We start from the raw sequence: 18,114 nt of genomic DNA, 5'->3' as shown, positions 1-18,114 counted from the left end.
TCATTTCACTGGCTCAATTGCCACTGCACACACTTTATATTCAGGGATAATCGCAATATCATCAAATACTGGATTGGTGATTTCGTTAACGTTACCGTCAGGAAAATGGAAAGTCATAAAGACTGAACTCTGCATTACCTGATCACCAACCGCCGCATAAGTTTGGATCTTACCCCGTCGAGAACTAACTTGTACTTTATCGCCATCCTTAATTCCCAAGCGATTAGCATCCTCATAATTGATTTCAATATATGAATGATTGGCTAATTTATTAATACCTGCGGTTCGTCCCGTCATTGCTCTAGTATTATATTGGTACAACATTCGCCCAGTTGACATTAGGTATGGATAAGTAGCATCCGGCAATTCTTTAGCTGGTTTATATGGAATGGCCATAAACAAACCACATCCACGGCTAAATTGCCCGACATGCATAATGGGCGTTCCCGGATCATCCAATGATCGACAAGGCCACTGCAAACTACCTAACATATCTAAACGTTTATAATTGACCCCGGCAAAAGTTGGAACTACTTGAGCAATCTCAGCCATAATTTGGCTCGGTGAATCATAGGTCATTGCATAACCCATCCGCGTTGCGACTTCACAAAAAACTTTATAATCCTCACGCGCACCACCACGCGGTGCAACTGCTTTACGAATCCGTTGAATTCGCCGTTCTGTATTAGTAAAAGTCCCGTCTTTTTCCGCAAAACTAATTCCTGGTAAAATCACGTCCGCGTAAGCCGCAGTTTCCGTCATAAATAATTCTTGAACGACTAAGAAATCTAATGATTCTAAGGCGTGACGCACATGCGAGGTATCCGGATCAGTCACAATGGGATCTTCACCAAAAATATATAAGCCTTTAATCTCGCCACGTGTAGCTGCAGGTAAAACTTGTGTTGACGTTAAACCGATTTGGGGATTTAATTTTGTTGCCCACGCCTTTTCAAATTTGGCAATTGTTTTACTATCAGCTACTTTTTGATAACCAGGAAAATCAAATGGTGAGCAGCCCATATCACAGGCTCCTTGAACATTATTTTGTCCACGCAATGGATTGACGCCACAGCCTGGACGACCAATTTTACCAACAAGCATGGCTAAATTAGACATACTCATCACACCCTCGGTACCAGTACTGTGTTCAGTTACCCCTAAACAATAGATAATTGGTGCTTTGCCAGCTTTAGCGTATAACCGCGCCGCATTAATAATTTCTTCAGGTTCAATTTCACAAATCTTGGCTACCTTTTCCGGTGTATAATCGGCCACTAATTCACGCATTGCGGTGTAACCTTCAGTTCGTTTAGCAATGAAATCCTGATCGGCCAACCCTTCGCGTATGATTACATTCATCATTCCGTTGATCAAAGCCACATTAGTACCTGCTTTAGCCTGTAAATGCATTGTGCTATTTTTGGTTAGATCGATTTTGCGCGGGTCGATAACGATCAACTTGGTCCCATGTTGAACAGCTTGGCGAATCTGAGATCCAATCACTGGATGAGCTTCAGTAGTATTAGAACCGATCAATAAAATCACGTCAACATCAGTGGTAATATCTGCGATCGTATTGGTCATTGCCCCACTACCTAAAGTATGAGCTAGCCCATGAACTGTTGCCGAATGACAGACACGTGCACAATTATCAACATTATTACTACCAAAAGCAGTCCGTACCATTTTTTGGAAAACATAATTGTCTTCATTAGTCGAACGCGAGCAAGAGAACCCAGCTAAACTATTGCCACCATAGTTTTGTTTTAACGCCGTAAACTTATCTGCAATCAAGGTTAATGCTTCATCCCAACTAGCAGGTACGAATTGACCCTGGCGCTTGATCAGAGGCGTCGTTAAACGGTCCCCAGACGCTACAAACTTGTAAGACGCAAACTTTCCCTTTACGCATAATAAATTACGATTAGCGGGTCCATCAGCTGGTTCAGCACCAACGATCACATTATTTTTAACTAATAAATCGACTTGACAGCCAGTGCCACAATGCGGACAAGTTGTTCGTATTTTAGTAGTTGCCCACTTACGAAACTTTTGTTGATCTTTAGAAGCCAGTGCACCAGTTGGGCAAACAGACACACAGTTACCACAAGATTCACAAATTGATTGATCCCAATCCTCACCATAGGCTGGCATCATTTTGGTATCAAATCCACGCTTGGCAATACTGATCACGTCACGTCCTTGGCGTAACTGGCAGACGCGCGAACAACGCCGACACATGATACACTTTTCTGGGTCATAATCAAAAAACGGGTTTGTCGTGTCTTGCTGATTTCCTGGTTGTCGCTGCCCATGAAAACTAGTTTCAAGCATCCCATATTCCAAAGAATAATCTTGTAATTTACAGTCACCGTTACTTGGGCATTTAAAACAATCTAATTTGTGATTACTTAACAACAGATCCAATACAAAACGGCGTGAGTCACGCACTTTTTTATTTTGAGTATGAATAACCATTCCTTCATGCACATGTGCTGAACAGGCTGTCACTAAGCCACCTTTGCGACCACCTTCAACTTCTACCATACACATCCGGCAAGAGCCATCGGGAGCTAACTCTTTTAAATGGCAAAGTGTAGGAATCTCAATTCCGTTCATTGCAGCAGCCTTTAGCAATGTTGTCCCCTCCGGAACTGTTACCGTTTGTCCATCGATTGTTAACATTACGGTTGCTGTTTTTGTTTCCATCATCACCACAAAACCTCCTTCTGCTCAGCTGTCTGCCGATTGATCGCCAATTCAAACTCTTCTGGAAAAAGCTTCAAGCTACTGACCATAGATGTTGCAACTGATTGGCCAAGCCCACAAGCAGATAACTGAGTCACATGCGTTAACATCGATTCAAAAACTTCTAGGTCACCAGGGACAGCTTCTTTTTTCTGAAATTTTTCTAGTGCTTCTAAAATTCGTAATGTGCCGATTCGGCAAGGTGTACACTTACCACAAGATTCATGGGCAAAAAAAGCAGCGACACTATTTAAATAATCAATAATGCTGACACTATCATCCATGACAACTAGCGCGCCCGAACCAATTGCTAAATTATTGGCCCATAAGCCATCATAAGAATAAAGACAATCCTTTAGTTGCGCTACCGCCCCAATGGGTCCAGACTGACCACCAAAGTGGATAAATTTCAATGGTCGCCCAGTACTACTGCCACCACCATATTTTTCTGAATACAGAATATCGTAAAGTGGCGTTCCCAGATTAACTTCAAACAGTCCCCGATTTTTAACATGACCAGTTAAGCAAATTAATTTGGTTCCACCGCCTTTTTCTGTACCCAATGCTTTAAAAGCTGCACCACCTTCACGAATGATCACCGGAATATTGGCATAAGATTCCACATTATTCACTAAGGTAGGCTGCAGATATAGACCTACATCAGCTAAATGTGGTGGCTTAACTCGAGGCCGCCCCGTCTTCCCTTCAATTGAATTTAATAAGGCTGAGCTTTCACCGCAAACATACGCACCGGCGCCAGAAATAATTTTAATATCATAATTAAAGCCAGTGATACCAAGAATATTTTCACCTAAAAAATTGGCGGTCCGTGCTTGCACTAAGGCTTTACGTAAACAACGGTGTAAATTGCGATATTCACCACGAATATAAATATAGCCCTGCGGTGAATCAAACATGTAACCAGCAATCGTCATCCCTTCAATGATTGCTAATGGATCATGTTCGATCAACGTCTTATCTTTAAATGTGCCCGGTTCACCTTCATCGGCATTACAGACAATATATTTAGGTTGCCCTTTAGCATAAAAAAGATGACGCCATTTTTTGCCGGCGGGATAAGCAGCACCACCACGACCTAATAATACAGCGCGATCAAGTTCATCTAACACCGCTGTTTTGTCCATTTCAACTACTTTTTTTAAACCAGCGTAACCATCTAACTGACAAAAAGCATCAATATCAGTGGGATCAGCCTGTAATTTATTAAAACGTGCCGTTAAAACGGCTTGATTTCTAACTACCATTTTTTCACCACCGCTATTCCACAATAGTGGATAATTTTGTACTAAAATTTTTCTGTTACCGCTAAGACTCATTTTTCACTTGATCTAGTCGCCAACTAAGCAGCAACACCAGCTTAGTTGGCGACAGCAATATTTATTTTGCTGATTGCCATACTATAGTGCTGGATAACGACCAGCACGAAGATCACTGATTAATTGAACGATTTGTTGCGCAGTTAAATTTGGGAAAACACGATCTTTGATCTTAATAAAGGGGGTCTGTGCACAAGCACCAACACACGGAATCCCATGATATAAGAACAAACCATCAGCCGTCATCTCATTTTCATTGACACCTAGAATTTCTTTGAGACTACGGCTGACTAATGGTTCACCAGAAAAACGGCAAGGTGCGCTATTACAGATTTTCAAGACATAACGTGCCTGAGTTTTCTCCTTCAAAATCGCATAGAAACTAATCAACTCATAAATACGTGTTTCGGTCACCCCAACACGTTTAGCAACTAGCTGTGCCGTTTTCTGATCAATATAGCCATCAGTCGAAGCAAACTGTAGATCAACTAAAATATTCAATGCTTGCTCAGGATTAGCTTGATAACGATCAATAATTTCATTTTTTTCATTAATTGTTAAATTAGCCATTTATTTCGATAACCTTCCTTCATTCTGGATGCGTTTGAAAAAGCAACCATCTTTTAAGCATCAACTTAATCAGACAACAAGCGACACTTGGTAACGTGTTAGATCATTAAAATAAAGTTAAAAGATTGTTTCTCAGTGCGCCTTGGGTTGAGCAATCATAAAATTCAAACACAGCCTTAGACTGCTTGCGTCGCCCAGACTTCCTGTTGTGTTGCCGTCGCTTGAATGCTGATCTGCATCAGCTCCTGATCGGTTGGTGCAGTCATCACTAAATCAGCTAAATTATAAACACTAGCCGCAGTCGGCTTAACCTGTTTTTTTTGATTATTCAACATCAGAAAAATACCGGGCCGAATGTAAGAACGGAGTGAATTTGATTCGCAAATAATGCATGCATCAGCTGGAATCTGCGCTAAAAATGCTTCAAAACCATCCAGCAAATGCTCACGAAATGCCTTTAACAAAAATACTTGCTGACAACCCGCCTTTAATAATTCCATCGTATCTTTTTTGCCCCGCCGATTCTTTTCTTCAGTCAATTCATATCCAGAATCAATGCTCGTACAGATACCACAGCCAACACCGCCACGTTGACATTTACCGCGCGTACCAGTAATTGTAATAATCTTCAAAGCGACCAGTGTATGACGCTGTTTAAATCTGTGAATCAATTTTTTAGCAACAACCGTTTTACCACTATTGCGACCAGTTGAGCCAATTTGAATCATTTGCGGTACTGCAATCAACTCATTCATTGACGATCACCTGCTTGATTGATTCAGGACTCTCAGTAGTAGAAACCACCGCCGATTCACGATTGGCATAATAAACAGGTACAGCTAAGCCAAGCGCGCCACCGATTGCATTACCAATAAAAACAAGTAAAATGTTGAGCACCAACGCGCTAGCTGAAAAATGACCGCCAGCCAGAACCGCTGCAGTTAGAATAAAGGCATTGGCAACCACGTGCTGAAACCCGCAAACCACAAAGATCATGATTGGAAACCAGACACCGATTACCTTACCAAAAAAGTCCTGGCTCATTGCCGCTAGAAAAATGGCCATTCCAACTAAAATATTGCAACCAACACCAGATATGATCATTGCACTAGGGCTATCCGCTAATTTTGCAGTTGCGATCGCAATCGTTTTAGCTGCAAAATCACCTTCAGTTAATCCGACTAAATGACCAAAAAGCAAGCCAAACAGCGCACCACCTAAACAATTAGCAAGCAGCACAAGTACCCAGTTTTTGATCACTGCAACTAAAGTGAGCTGTTTTTTCAAAAAACCGAACGTGAGAATCATCATATTCCCAGTAACTAATTCACCACCTAAAAACGTGATTGCAATCAATCCAATTGGAAATAAACAGGCACCCAAAAAAGTTGAAAAACTCCCCCAACTTTTAGGTACAGTCCCAGCAACTCGGACAAACGCCAAATAACCAATTGCAATAAAAGCACCTGCCATCATCCCTAACAGCAATAATTTCCCTAAACCAAGCTGACTTTTAGTCTTCGCCTTTAAACTGAACGTTTCAATAACTTGATTTGCTTTTAAACTGTTCATATTTTCACCTCATTTTTTAATACGCCACCCAGGTAACTCAGCCGGCGTATTAATATTCCTTAACTCGGTTAAAGGACTGGAAAGTAATCTAACACGTAATTGCGAAAAATAATAGCGAATTTGTCCATTACCTTGAGCTAATTGCGCTGTAAATAGTGGTAAACAAGAACGATGATAAAGTCCAAAGAGGGATTCAATATGGTTATCCTGTTGATACAAAATAACCTGTTCAGACTGCACGCTATTCAATAATTGCCGGATCATAGTTAAAGAAATATTCGGAATATCACACGCAGTCACAAAAATATATGGCGTAGTTACTCTAGCCAAAGCAGTGACCAGACCACCTAAGGGACCAGAGTTTTGATAGTCATCTTCCCAAATCGGATAACCAGCAAACGCATCACTCACCCGAAAATTTTGCTGGTTATTCGTCATCAATACCACTGCCGGAAATAATTCTTTGAGTTTGACCGCAGTCTGTAAGATGACATATTGTCCGTCCAATTTTAACAATGCTTTATTAAATCCCATTCGCGAGCTATGTCCGCCACAAAGAATAATCCCCGTCACATCCGTAGCTGCAATCATTGCCTGGTCCCTCCTTTACATTTCAAAATAATATTTTTTATGACTAAATATTTTTGCCTTTTCAATTAATTATAAAACGCTTACAAAAATAGTCAACCAAAATTTATTGATTTGCTTCCTCTAACCCAACAAAATCCTGCTTCTAGTAATTTATTGATGACGAATAAAAAATAATTGTGCCCTCTGCAGCATAATTATTTATCTATTAAAGGAGAGCTATAAATTCATCATCGCCACTAAAATAATTTACGGCATTATTTATGTTTTCCTCATCCTCAATGCTTACTAGACTTTTCGTTTTGCATCTTTCTAGCTCATAGACCTATCACCTGATACACTTTAATTGTCCCAAAAGTAATTGTTTAGAAAGGAGCGCATTTTATGAAAACCTTAGATAGCATTGCACTTGGTTTATTGATTATTGGTGGCTTAAATTGGCTGCTTGTGGGCTTATTCAACTTTGATCTAGTTGCGACGATCTTCGGCGGTCAAACTGCACTACTCTCTAAAATCGTGTATATTGTTGTTGGGATCTGTGCACTTTATTCACTTAAGTTCTTTTCACTGATTGCCAAATCAGTCAGGCGCGAAGCTTAGGTAATCGAAAAACCGGCTTAACGCCGGTTTTTTGTTGCACTTAAAGTATAAATTCAAGACACAAAAGCAGCCCAACACCCTAATTTAGGGTATTGAGCTGCTTTTTGTGTAAAACAACGATACTTCTTAACCAACCATATCGTTAAGACATCAGCCGACGGTCCCTTCCATTTCATAACCAATCAAACGGTTTAATTCAACGGCATATTCCATCGGTAATTCCTTAGTAAATGGTTCAACGAAGCCCATGATGATCATTTCAGTCGCCTTGGCTTCAGAAATACCACGGCTCATCAAATAATACAATTGTTCTTCAGAAATTTTAGAAACTTTTGCTTCGTGTTCCATCGATACATTGCCATTCAAAATTTCGTTGTACGGAATTGTATCTGAGCTAGATTCTTCATCCATAATGATCGTATCACATTCAATATGTGCTTTAGAACCATCTGAATGACGACCAAAACGCACTGTACCACGATAATCAACCGCCCCGCCGTCTTTAGAGATCGACTTAGAAACAATTGATGAGGAGGTGTTTTTAGCGTTATGGATCATCCGCGCACCAGCATCCTGATCAACATTATGGCCCGCAACCGCGATCGAAAGCATCGTTCCAGTTGCGCCTTCGCCATCTAAATAAACACTCGGATACTTCATGGTAATCTTAGAACCTAAGTTACCATCGACCCACTCCATCGTGGCATTTTCCATCGCTTGTGCCCGTTTTGTTTCCAGACTGTAAACGTTATTGGACCAGTTTTGAATGGTCGTATAACGCATATAAGCGTCCTTTTGGGCAAAAACTTCAACAACGGCAGCATGCAAACTGTCAGAGGAATAATTAGGTGCGGTACAACCTTCAACGTATTGTACACTGGCACCCTCGTCAACAATGATCAATGTTCGTTCAAATTGACCAGAATTTTCCGCATTCAAACGGAAATACGATTGAATCGGCACGTCCGTTTTCACGCCTTTAGGCACATAAATAAATGAACCACCGGACCACACTGCTGAATTTAAAGCCGCAAATTTATTGTCGGATGGTTTAACTAACTTAGCGAACCACTTACGGAATAATTCTGGGTACTCCTTCAAGGCAGTATCGGTATCGGTAAAGATGATTCCTAACTTATTGAACTCATCGCGCATATTATGATAAACAACTTCTGATTCGTATTGTGCTGAGGAACCCGCTAAATATTTACGTTCCGCTTCTGGAACCCCTAAGCGATCAAACGTATTTTTGATATCTTCAGGAACCTCTTCCCAGTCACGATATTTTTTATCCGTTGCTTTTTGATAATAAAGCATATTATCCAAATCTAATCCTGACAAATCTGGACCAAATGCTGGCATGGGTAGTTTTTTATATAATTCGTATGATTTCAGACGAAAATCTAACATCCATTGCGGTTCGTCTTTTTCCTTAGAGATGGCGCGAACGACATCTTCGGTCAAGCCGTGACCCGTTGAAAAAACAGGTGTGACATCATCGTGAAAGCCAAAGTCATAATCTTTATCCAAACCTAATTCATCAACGCTACTAGCAACGGTAGCGTTATTTTTTGTATTTTCAGTTTCAGGCATTGGCATAAGCTGTCCCCCTTATTCAATATATGGTTCAAACGGTCAATAACTAATCCTCATGTGAGCTCAACAAATGAGCCATTCCTTTACCGTCCTCACCAGTTAGTGCATTATTTAATGCTTTCCAAGCTAAAGTGGCGCACTTGATCCGCGCTGGAAACTTAGCAACACCTTCTAAAATTGCCGCATCACCTAACGCCGTTGTATCCAGACCAGGCTTATCGCCAATAATCATTTCTGAAAAAACCTGAACCATTTCTTCCGCTTCAGCTGGTGTTTTTCCAACCACGGCATCAGTCATCATGCTAGCCGAGGCTTGACTGATAGTACAACCATCGCCAGAAAAAGCAATATCCGTAATTTTACCATCGGTCAAAGCCACTTCCAGTTGTAACACATCGCCACAAGTTGGATTACGTAATTCGATCTCATTAGTCGCTTGTTGCAAGTGGCCATGATGATGTGGATGTGCTGAGTGATCAAGAATAACTTGGCGATACAAATTATCTAATTTAGACAGTGCCATTTTTGAAGAACTCCTTTGTTGCCACAATTGCATCAACTAAGCGGTCAGCATCTGCCTTCGTATTATAGATATAAAAGCTAGCCCGCGCTGTAGCTGGTACTTGCAAATATTTCATCAACGGTTGCGCACAATGGTGGCCGGCCCGAACCGCAACACCTTCCATATCTAAGCCGGTTGCTAGATCATGGGGATGTAGCCCATCTAAATTAAAAGCAATCACACCGGTATGTTTAGCTGGGTCATGGGGACCATAAACGGTCAGTCCATCAATCGCTAACAACTTAGGTAACACATAATCAACTAGCTTTTGTTCATGTTCATGAACCGCAGCCATCCCAAACTGATTCAAATAATCGATCGCCGCACCTAAACCAATTGCACCAGAAATATCTGGCGTACCTGCTTCAAATTTCCACGGCAACTGGGACCATGAGCTATCAAATAAATTCACAAAATCGATCATTTCGCCACCAAACTCAATCGGTGGCATTTCATTTAGGAGAGCTTCCTTTGCGTACAAGCCACCAATTCCTGTTGGACCAAGCATTTTATGTCCAGAGAAAGCTAAAAAGTCACAATCCAGATCTTGAACGTCTACTGGCATATTAGGTAACGACTGGGCCCCATCAGCGACCATTACTGCACCATGTTGATGGGCTATTTTAGCCAATTCTTTGATTGGATTGACCACACCTAAAACATTGGAAACCTGTGCGATCGCCACAATTTTAGTTTTATCCGTGATCTGTTGCTGTGCATCGGCCATATCCAGTGTGCCATCAGCGTTCATTTTGATATATTTGAGCGTTGCTTGTTTACGGATAGCTAATTGCTGCCAGGGAACTAAGTTACTGTGATGTTCCATGTAAGAAATCACGATCTCATCACCGGCAGTAATATTAGCTTCACCATAACTAGCGGCGATCCAGTTTAGACTGGTCGTCGTTCCACGCGTAAATAACACTTCTTTAGTTGAACGAGCGTTGATAAAAGCACGGACCTTTTCGCGGGCCGCTTCAAACTTTTCAGTAGCACGTTCAGCTAATGTGTGCACACCACGATGAACATTGGCGTTATCGTTATAGTAATAATGTGTTAAAGCTTCAACAACTGCTTTAGGTTTCTGCGTGGTTGCAGCATTATCTAAGTAGACTAATGGTTCATCATTAACTTGCTGATCCAAAATTGGAAAATCAGCGCGGATATCATTCAGATTTTTGCCCATTTTCTAACTTCCTCTCGATCGTGGCGGTCAACTGATCACGAACACGCTTAGCTGGGATCTCGGTTAGAACATTACCCAAGAACCCACGAATGACTAGCCGTTCTGCCCGCTTTTTATCAATTCCGCGACTCATCAAATAATACATTTGTTCTTCATCAACACGACCAACACTCGCCGCATGACCAGCAGTCACATCATTTTCGTCGATCAATAGAATTGGGTTGGCATCACCGCGCGCATGTGTCGATAACATCAAGACACGACTTTCTTGCTGTGCATCGGAACCACGAGCGCCTTTAACAATATGTCCTACACCGTTGAAGATCAGAGCTGAGGACTCAAGAATAACCCCATGCTGCAAAATATGTCCGATCGTATGCTGTCCTAAATTAGTCACGCGCGTATCGATACCTTGCAATTGCTCACCAGTGGTGACCGCAACAACTTTAACTTCCGCGTGCGCACCATGGCCAACTAGATCGGTATTGAAATCAACCACCACGTTGCCATCATTCATCATTCCGATTGCCCAATCTAGCTTAGCATCATTAGCTAAGTTACCCCGCCGACTGATATAACCTGTCGTCGCAGCACTTAACTGATCAACCGCTGAAAAACGCACATGGGCATCATCGGCAGCCACAACTTCAACAATAATATTAGCTAAATTAGCTTGCTCACCAACAGTAGCATAATTTTCTGAATAAGTAACTTGACTGTTCGTATCAGCCACTACTAAAACATGATGAATAAAGTCTTGTGTTCGCGTACTATCTTGGATGTAATAACCTTGGATCGGATCCTCGATCTTGACACCTTTAGGTACGTACAGAAAGGCCCCACCGTTAAGAAAAGCGGCGTTAAACGCAGTCAAGCGGTTATCATCCGGCTTAACGGCTGTTGTCATAAAGTATTTCGCAACTAAGTCAGGATGTTCATGCACGGCTGTAAATAAATCCGTGAAAATAACCCCTTTAGCAGCTAATGCAGGATCCAATTTAGTTGTAAGCACCGTTTCACCAACTGTGACCAAAACGTTTTTGGCATCAGCATAATCCAATGATAAAGCTGATAAGTCAGCTGCTGAAGAATCCACAATAGTCGGTTCATGGACAGCCGTTAGTGGCCAACGTTGGTATTTAATTTTTTCAAATTTAGGTAGCGCTAATTCTGGATACTTAGCCAGCATTGTTAGGCGCAACTTCCGCAACCAATCAGGTTCATTATGGGCCGCAGAAAAGGCCGACACTGCGGATTGAAACTCAATTTCTGCTTGTGTTTCCATAACCTGCGCCTCCTTAGATTTCGTCTGTTAGTTTGACATCCAAACCAAGATCGTCCCGTACACCAGCGTAGCCTTCAGCTTCCAATTTTTCAGCTAATTCAGGGCCGCCGCTTTCAACAATTCGTCCACCCATCATGACATGAACGGTATCAGGAACAATATAATTCAGCAAACGCTGATAATGGGTGATGATCAATGAACCAAATTCAGGTCCACGCATCGAATTGACCCCTTTGGAGACAACCTTTAATGCGTCAATATCAAGGCCAGAATCGATTTCATCAAGAATAGCAAATTTAGGTTGGATCATCATTAACTGTAGGATCTCGTTGCGTTTCTTTTCGCCGCCAGAGAAGCCTTCGTTTAAGTAACGTTCAACCATATCGTCGGTCATATCTAAGATATCCAGATTTTTATCGAGGAACTTCATAAATTCTAATACTGGGATCTGATCATCATCGGCGCGCCGAGCATTGATTGCTGCCCGCATAAATTCGACATTGGTTACCCCGGCAATTTCAGCTGGGTATTGCATTGCCAAAAATAGACCAGCACGTGCCCGTTCATCTACTGGCATATCTAAAAGACTCTTACCATCTAACAAAACGTCACCTTCAGTGACTTTATATGCAGGATTGCCCATGATTGCTTGTGATAAGGTCGACTTACCAGTACCATTTGGTCCCATGATGGCGTGAATTTCGCCGGTTTGCATGGTTAAATTGACCCCTTTGAGGATCTCTTTTTGCTGACCTTTATCTTCATCAACGACGGCAACGTGTAGATTCTTTACTTCTAACTTTGACATGTGCTCTCCTCCGATATCAGGAATTACTGGTTTATCCAGTGAAAACGTTTTAAGAGAAAAATCGTTTCCAATATTAAACAATACTCATTCTAACTTAATTGAGAACCTTTTTCAATAACCCTTGGCGAGTTCCTTAAAGAATTTCTTGCCACAAAAAAGTTGTTATGCTTTATAATTCCGCCAACCAAGACTTATTTTTGTAAAATGAGAATTTATTAAGAATATCCTGATAGTCGCTTTTAACATTACTTAGCTTGGCAACGCTTACTTTAATTTAAACAAAAAAACTACGATTTCTCGTAGTTTTCCTTAGTTCTATTTAGCTGGTAAAACTGCACCTTTGAAATGTTTGCTGATCCAGTTTTGTGTTGATTTAGATTGCAAAGCCTTCTTTAATTTCTTAATAGTTGGTTTGTTTTCGTCACCTTTACGAACTTCAAGAATATTAGCATACGGTGATGATTGTTTCTCCAAAGCGATTGCATCTTTTTTCGGATTCAAACCACCTTGAACGGCAAAGTTAGCGTTGATGAAAATTACGTCACCTTCGTTGTTCTTGTATAATTCAGGCATTAATTTTGGATCATAATTGTGCTTAAATTTTAGATGTTTAGGATTAGACGCAATGTCCGTGAAATCAGCATCTGTTAGTTTAGTCCCTTTTTTGATTGTGATCAGATTCGCATCCTTCAAAATCTGTAAGATACGACCATAATCAGGCCGGTTATTTGAAACTAAGACCGTTGCACCATCTTTAACGTTCTTCAAACTTTTAACTGTCTTAGAATAAGCACCGATTGGTTCCAAATGCACAGCACCAATATCGCTGATCTTATACCCATTTTTCGCAATTTCTTGTTCTAGATAAGGTTTGTGCGCAAAATAAGTAACATCCAAGTTTTTAGCGACTAAAGCCTTATCGATCAAGGAATAATCTTGGAAGACCGTTACTTTTAGATTGACGCCTTCTTTTTTCAATTGAGGCTTAACGTGATTTAAAATAATTGAATGTGGTGTTTTAGTTGCACCGACTTTCAATGTAGTTGCGGCTTCAGCCGTAGAACCAAATGTGCTCGCCCCTAGCACAAGTACAGCCGCAGCCGTAACAAACTTAATTAAACGATGTTTCTTTGACATAAAAAATCCCTCCATTTTTCATAAAACATTTTATAACCAAAACTTAATTGGCAACTCGCTTATCCAGTCGTTTGACCACGAAATCACCGATTGTTTGACAAACAAAAACAACTAATAAAATAATGATGGTTGCAACTAAGGTAACCGTATTATTGCTAGCTTGGAAACCATCTAAGTAAGCTAAGTTCCCTAAGCCACCAGCCCCGATCACACCAGCCATTGCGGTAAAACCGATCAGGGAAATACCAGTAACGGTAATCCCTGAAACCAGTGCGGGACTACTCTCTGGCAACAACACTTTATAGACGATCTGCCACCGCGTTGCGCCCATGGCTTCCGCCGCTTCGATCACACCATGATCAATTTCATGGAAGGCCAATTCAACCATTCGCGCATAAAAAGGTGCGGCGGAGATGATCAATGACGGCAAAGCCGCCTTAGGCCCAATGATGGTACCCACTAATTTTTTAGTCAGTGGCAATAACAACACGATTAAAATAATAAACGGAACCGACCGGAAAACATTAACGAATAAGGCCGTCAAGCCATGAACCAATCGAGCCCAGAAATTAGTACTGCCGGTTGTTTCGAATAATAACAAGCCAAGTAAAACACCTAAAATAGCGACTAAAACCAATGAGAAAATCGTCATCCAAATTGTTTCGATCGTTGCCGACCACATGCTGGGCCAATCAACTTGTGAAAAGTGGAAGTATGAGGAGAAGCCTGTTGTACTACTCACCACGAATCACCTCCGTTCCCACACGCATTTTATGCAGATAATCGGTTGCACCTGCAATTTCAGCATCGTCACCTAACAATTGCAGATACAAAGTTCCAATTGATCCTTCCTGCGTTTGATGAATACTGCCGTCAACAATATTAAGATCAACATTGGGAAATTGTCGCAACATTTCAGAAATGATCGGTAACTTAGCCTGATCACCGTGGAAAGTCAATTTAACGATTTTCCCCGTTGGTACTTGCGCTAGCAACTCATTGATCACCACAGTCGTATCGTTTAGCTGCGGCGTTTCTTCTTCAGAAACAAATTGACGCGTAATTTCCATTTTAGGATTACGGAAAATATCGAAGACATTGCCTTCTTCGACCACTGCTCCTTCATCCATAACTGCCATACGATCACAAATTTTACGGATCACATGCATTTCATGGGTGATCACGACGATCGTAATTTTTAACTCGCGGTTGATCTTCAAGAGTAAATCCAAGACTTCATCAGTTGTTTTCGGATCCAAACCACTAGTGGCTTCATCAGATAATAGAATCTGCGGATCATTTGCTAACGCCCGCGCAATGGCAACCCGTTGTTGTTGCCCACCAGATAATTCACTTGGATAAGCATTTTCGCGTCCCTGCAAACCAACAGTATCGATCAACTTCTTAGCCTTAGCTTCGCGATCAACCTTGCTCATACCGACTAATTCTAATGGAAAAGTCACATTTTCTAGAACCGTCCGCGACCACAATAAGTTAAAATACTGAAAGATCATTCCCATTTTTTGGCGTGCTTCCCGCAGTGGCTTGCCTTTTAAATCACTCATCACGGTATCATTGATCGTAACTGTCCCACTAGTTGGCGTTTCTAACCCATTAAGCATTCGGACTAAAGTACTTTTACCGGCACCAGAATAGCCAACGATACCATAAATCTCGCCATCATTGATCGTTAGGTTGACGTCTTTTACGGCCGTGATCGTTTTTTTCTTACCACGGTAAATTCTGCTGACGTCCTTAATTTCAATCACGCGTTGATCATCTCTTTCTCTTAATAATTTTCATGCGGTGTTTAGAAAAATAAAAAGCTTTTCATCCTTGACTAAATAGCTGTCAAAGGACGAAAAGCTTAACTTTACGTGTTACCACCTTAATTTGTTGATAGATTGCTCCATCAACCTTAATGAGTCATAGACTCAACGAGTAACGGTCGCTCCCCGTGCTAGCTTACTTACTTTCACCTAGCAGCACTCCAGAACCATTCAACTAAGTACATTACTGTTTCCCACTGGCCAACAGCTCACTATAAATGTTTACTTAGCTTCTTTCCTTCGACGTGCTTTATTGAATTGTTTCCAATTATAAGCAGATTACAAATCAGTGTCAAGTCACAACCGTTAATTTACCAATTTCGCATCAATTAAACTTTTCGCTGTCGGCGCTAAACATGTAACTGTGATAGTGGAAACGCATCGACATGATCATCCCGATACCAATCAAATTTCCGATCAAAGCTGAACCACCCTGCGAAACAAATGGTAACGGAATACCAGTCAATGGTAATAGGCCAATGTTCATACCAATATTTTCAAAGGTATGGAACAAGATCATCATAATGACGCCAGTTGAAATATAAGCATAAAATTCGTTTTTAGTATCAAAAGTAACCCGAATCATTTGATAGATCAACAAGAAATACAATAAGATCAATAACGTGGAACCAATAAAGCCAAAGTTTTCACCGATAACGGAAAAAATCATATCAGATTCACGTACAGGCACATAAACTTCAACATGGTTGAAACCTTTACCAAAAATCTGCCCCGAACCAATTGCCTTCATACTACGCCATAACTGATAACTGGAACTGCTGGTATCATTGGATGGATTCAGCCATGTATCGATCCGCGCAAACTGATAAGCTTTAAACCCGAGACGGCCTAAAATGTTACGCCCCCAAGTGGTGGTAACAAAAGCTAAGGCAGTTCCACCAATCACCGTGACCGTTGAAATCAACGGTACTAGAATTTTCCAAGTAACGCCAGAAACCAGAATAACACCGCCTAGGATGGCTAAAAAGACTAATGTAGTCCCTAAATCATTTTGGAAATGTAACGATAGTAGGACAGGCAAAATCCATAAAATCAGCTTACCTAGCAATAGCATATCCGTCTGTACCGTATGTTGCGGATACTTATCGTTATGTCCGCGAACCGCCCGCGCTGCCATCAATATAAACGCGGGCTTCATCACCTCAGACGGCTGGAACGTAAACGGACCAAAGGCAAACCAACTTTTGGCCCCGGTCTGAACGTAATAGGCTCGGCTATAAAAAACCAAAATGATGATCATCAAAAAGATCCCGAAGCCATAAGCATAAGGTGCGATCTTCCATAATTGTTCGGAATCAAATTGCATCATCACGGCAACGATCCCGATCCCGATCACGTACCAAATCAATTGGGTAACGACCATTCTAACAACGTTAACACTTTTAGTATCATTACTAGCAGCGACATAAATCGAGGCTAAACCAACCAATGCTAACATCATGATCGGAAATATAATACCGTAATCGATCCGTGAGTTCTCGCGTTCCTCGCGAGCTGTTTGTCGATTCATCAACTCACCTTTCCTCTACTTCACAATAATGGACAATTTTTATACCACAAATTTAACATTAACGGTAATACTTAGAGTCTGGCAAATAAACACAGCCACTTACCAAACTAAGTGCCATTTTTAGAATTGCACGGTTATGTTAAAGACATGGTAATTCACTTCTAATATTGTTTTAACAGATCTATTTTCTCAACTGATAATCATTTTTACTTGTGTAAATGATATTGCATGATCAATGTATTCAAACCTTCATCATAGGTCTTAGCGTGATAGACTTCACCATTAGTCAATTCAACAACAAACTGACCTGCCTCGGGTCGAATACTACCGACCCGGTGTTTACCATCATAAACAACATTAATCGTTTCGCCGGCCTGTTTTTCTTCTTCAATACTAAGCTCAATCTTGCTGGGCTGTTTCGCCATAATATTTCTCACTCGCTTTCGCTATATCTACTGTGTTTTTATTTCGGAATAAAGTAAATCGTTGTGGTACTGGATCAATCCCACCTTGACTAAGCGGCTGGCACCGTAGGATTCGACTAATGCCCATTAAACCGCCGCGAATAGCCCCAAAACGCAATATCGCCGTTTGCGTATAATGCGAACAAGTCGGATAGTAGCGGCAATGATTTGGCGTCTGTGCTGAAAAGTGTTGATACCAACTGATTAATTTGATCACTATATACCGCATACCTAAACCTCACTTTTACCTCTTGGATTCGCGGATTACGCCTAGACCAATTTTACGCCATATTTCTAG

General features: G+C 41.2%; 18 protein-coding genes and 1 other annotated feature. Of the genes, 1 reads left to right on the top strand and 17 read right to left on the bottom strand.

What is annotated here, in order from left to right; genetic code table 11:
- The 6 genes from fdhF to mobA form a co-directional block, all read right to left on the bottom strand.
- A complete protein-coding gene (gene fdhF, locus LC20001_RS06010; protein ID WP_029507969.1) occupies positions 1-2,712 on the bottom strand; it encodes a formate dehydrogenase subunit alpha in 2,712 nt (903 codons plus the stop codon).
- A gap of 2 nt (positions 2,713-2,714) precedes the next feature.
- A complete protein-coding gene (locus LC20001_RS06005) occupies positions 2,715-4,016 on the bottom strand; it encodes a complex I 51 kDa subunit family protein (protein ID WP_040473068.1) in 1,302 nt (433 codons plus the stop codon).
- 153 nt (positions 4,017-4,169) lie between these two features.
- Positions 4,170-4,658 carry an NADH-quinone oxidoreductase subunit NuoE family protein gene (locus LC20001_RS06000; protein WP_010009772.1) on the bottom strand — a complete coding sequence of 163 codons (489 nt, stop codon included), beginning with the start codon at positions 4,656-4,658 and terminating at the stop codon, positions 4,170-4,172.
- 176 nt (positions 4,659-4,834) lie between these two features.
- Complete coding sequence (locus LC20001_RS05995; RefSeq protein WP_010009774.1) at positions 4,835-5,413, bottom strand: hypothetical protein; 579 nt, start codon at positions 5,411-5,413, stop codon at positions 4,835-4,837.
- Positions 5,406-6,230, bottom strand: a complete 825-nt coding sequence (locus LC20001_RS05990) for a formate/nitrite transporter family protein (RefSeq protein WP_010009776.1) — start codon at positions 6,228-6,230, stop codon at positions 5,406-5,408. The genes LC20001_RS05995 and LC20001_RS05990 overlap by 8 nt, the downstream gene beginning before the upstream one ends.
- Before the next feature lie 9 nt (positions 6,231-6,239).
- Positions 6,240-6,821, bottom strand: coding sequence for a molybdenum cofactor guanylyltransferase (gene mobA / locus LC20001_RS05985; RefSeq protein WP_035457225.1), 582 nt, complete (start codon positions 6,819-6,821; stop codon positions 6,240-6,242).
- A gap of 381 nt (positions 6,822-7,202) precedes the next feature.
- Here mobA and LC20001_RS05980 point away from each other — a divergent pair, with 381 nt between their 5' ends.
- Positions 7,203-7,418: a DUF378 domain-containing protein gene (locus LC20001_RS05980; RefSeq protein WP_029507672.1), complete on the top strand. Its 216-nt coding sequence runs from the start codon at positions 7,203-7,205 to the stop codon at positions 7,416-7,418.
- Positions 7,419-7,568: 150 nt separating this feature from the next.
- Here LC20001_RS05980 and sufB read toward each other — a convergent pair whose 3' ends face one another.
- The 11 genes from sufB to yidD form a co-directional block, all read right to left on the bottom strand.
- Positions 7,569-9,011, bottom strand: a complete 1,443-nt coding sequence (sufB, locus tag LC20001_RS05975) for a Fe-S cluster assembly protein SufB (RefSeq protein ID WP_010009778.1) — start codon at positions 9,009-9,011, stop codon at positions 7,569-7,571.
- A 49-nt stretch (positions 9,012-9,060) separates the two neighbouring features.
- On the bottom strand, positions 9,061-9,537 hold the full coding sequence (sufU, locus tag LC20001_RS05970) for a Fe-S cluster assembly sulfur transfer protein SufU (RefSeq protein WP_003678724.1): 477 nt from the start codon (positions 9,535-9,537) through the stop codon (positions 9,061-9,063).
- A complete protein-coding gene (locus LC20001_RS05965) occupies positions 9,524-10,762 on the bottom strand; it encodes a cysteine desulfurase (RefSeq protein WP_003678725.1) in 1,239 nt (412 codons plus the stop codon). The genes sufU and LC20001_RS05965 overlap by 14 nt, the downstream gene beginning before the upstream one ends.
- Entirely contained in the window at positions 10,743-12,047 is a 1,305-nt protein-coding gene (gene sufD, locus LC20001_RS05960) for a Fe-S cluster assembly protein SufD (RefSeq protein ID WP_010009782.1), read from the bottom strand. Before sufD ends, LC20001_RS05965 begins: the two co-directional genes overlap by 20 nt.
- Positions 12,048-12,060: 13 nt before the next feature.
- On the bottom strand, positions 12,061-12,855 hold the full coding sequence (gene sufC, locus LC20001_RS05955) for a Fe-S cluster assembly ATPase SufC (protein ID WP_003678728.1): 795 nt from the start codon (positions 12,853-12,855) through the stop codon (positions 12,061-12,063).
- A 315-nt stretch (positions 12,856-13,170) separates the two neighbouring features.
- Positions 13,171-13,992, bottom strand: a complete 822-nt coding sequence (locus LC20001_RS05950) for a MetQ/NlpA family ABC transporter substrate-binding protein (RefSeq protein WP_010009784.1) — start codon at positions 13,990-13,992, stop codon at positions 13,171-13,173.
- Positions 13,993-14,035: 43 nt separating this feature from the next.
- Positions 14,036-14,734, bottom strand: a complete 699-nt coding sequence (locus tag LC20001_RS05945) for a methionine ABC transporter permease (protein ID WP_010009785.1) — start codon at positions 14,732-14,734, stop codon at positions 14,036-14,038.
- Positions 14,727-15,761 carry a methionine ABC transporter ATP-binding protein gene (locus tag LC20001_RS05940; protein WP_010009787.1) on the bottom strand — a complete coding sequence of 345 codons (1,035 nt, stop codon included), beginning with the start codon at positions 15,759-15,761 and terminating at the stop codon, positions 14,727-14,729. Before LC20001_RS05940 ends, LC20001_RS05945 begins: the two co-directional genes overlap by 8 nt.
- Before the next feature lie 82 nt (positions 15,762-15,843).
- Positions 15,844-16,074 (bottom strand) — a binding site (T-box leader).
- A 72-nt stretch (positions 16,075-16,146) separates the two neighbouring features.
- Positions 16,147-17,352 (bottom strand): FtsW/RodA/SpoVE family cell cycle protein, encoded by a 1,206-nt coding sequence (locus LC20001_RS05935; RefSeq protein WP_003678736.1) that lies wholly within the window; start codon positions 17,350-17,352, stop codon positions 16,147-16,149.
- Positions 17,353-17,558: 206 nt separating this feature from the next.
- Positions 17,559-17,777, bottom strand: a complete 219-nt coding sequence (locus tag LC20001_RS05930; RefSeq protein WP_010009789.1) for a DUF2969 domain-containing protein — start codon at positions 17,775-17,777, stop codon at positions 17,559-17,561.
- Positions 17,752-18,045 (bottom strand): membrane protein insertion efficiency factor YidD, encoded by a 294-nt coding sequence (yidD, locus tag LC20001_RS05925; protein WP_010009791.1) that lies wholly within the window; start codon positions 18,043-18,045, stop codon positions 17,752-17,754. Before yidD ends, LC20001_RS05930 begins: the two co-directional genes overlap by 26 nt.
- Between the last annotated feature and the right edge of the window lie 69 nt (positions 18,046-18,114).

This window comes from Loigolactobacillus coryniformis subsp. coryniformis KCTC 3167 = DSM 20001, from assembly GCF_002706425.1.
Taxonomy (GTDB): Bacteria; Bacillota; Bacilli; order Lactobacillales; family Lactobacillaceae; genus Loigolactobacillus; species Loigolactobacillus coryniformis.
This window is presented reverse-complemented; position numbering and strand designations above follow the sequence as displayed.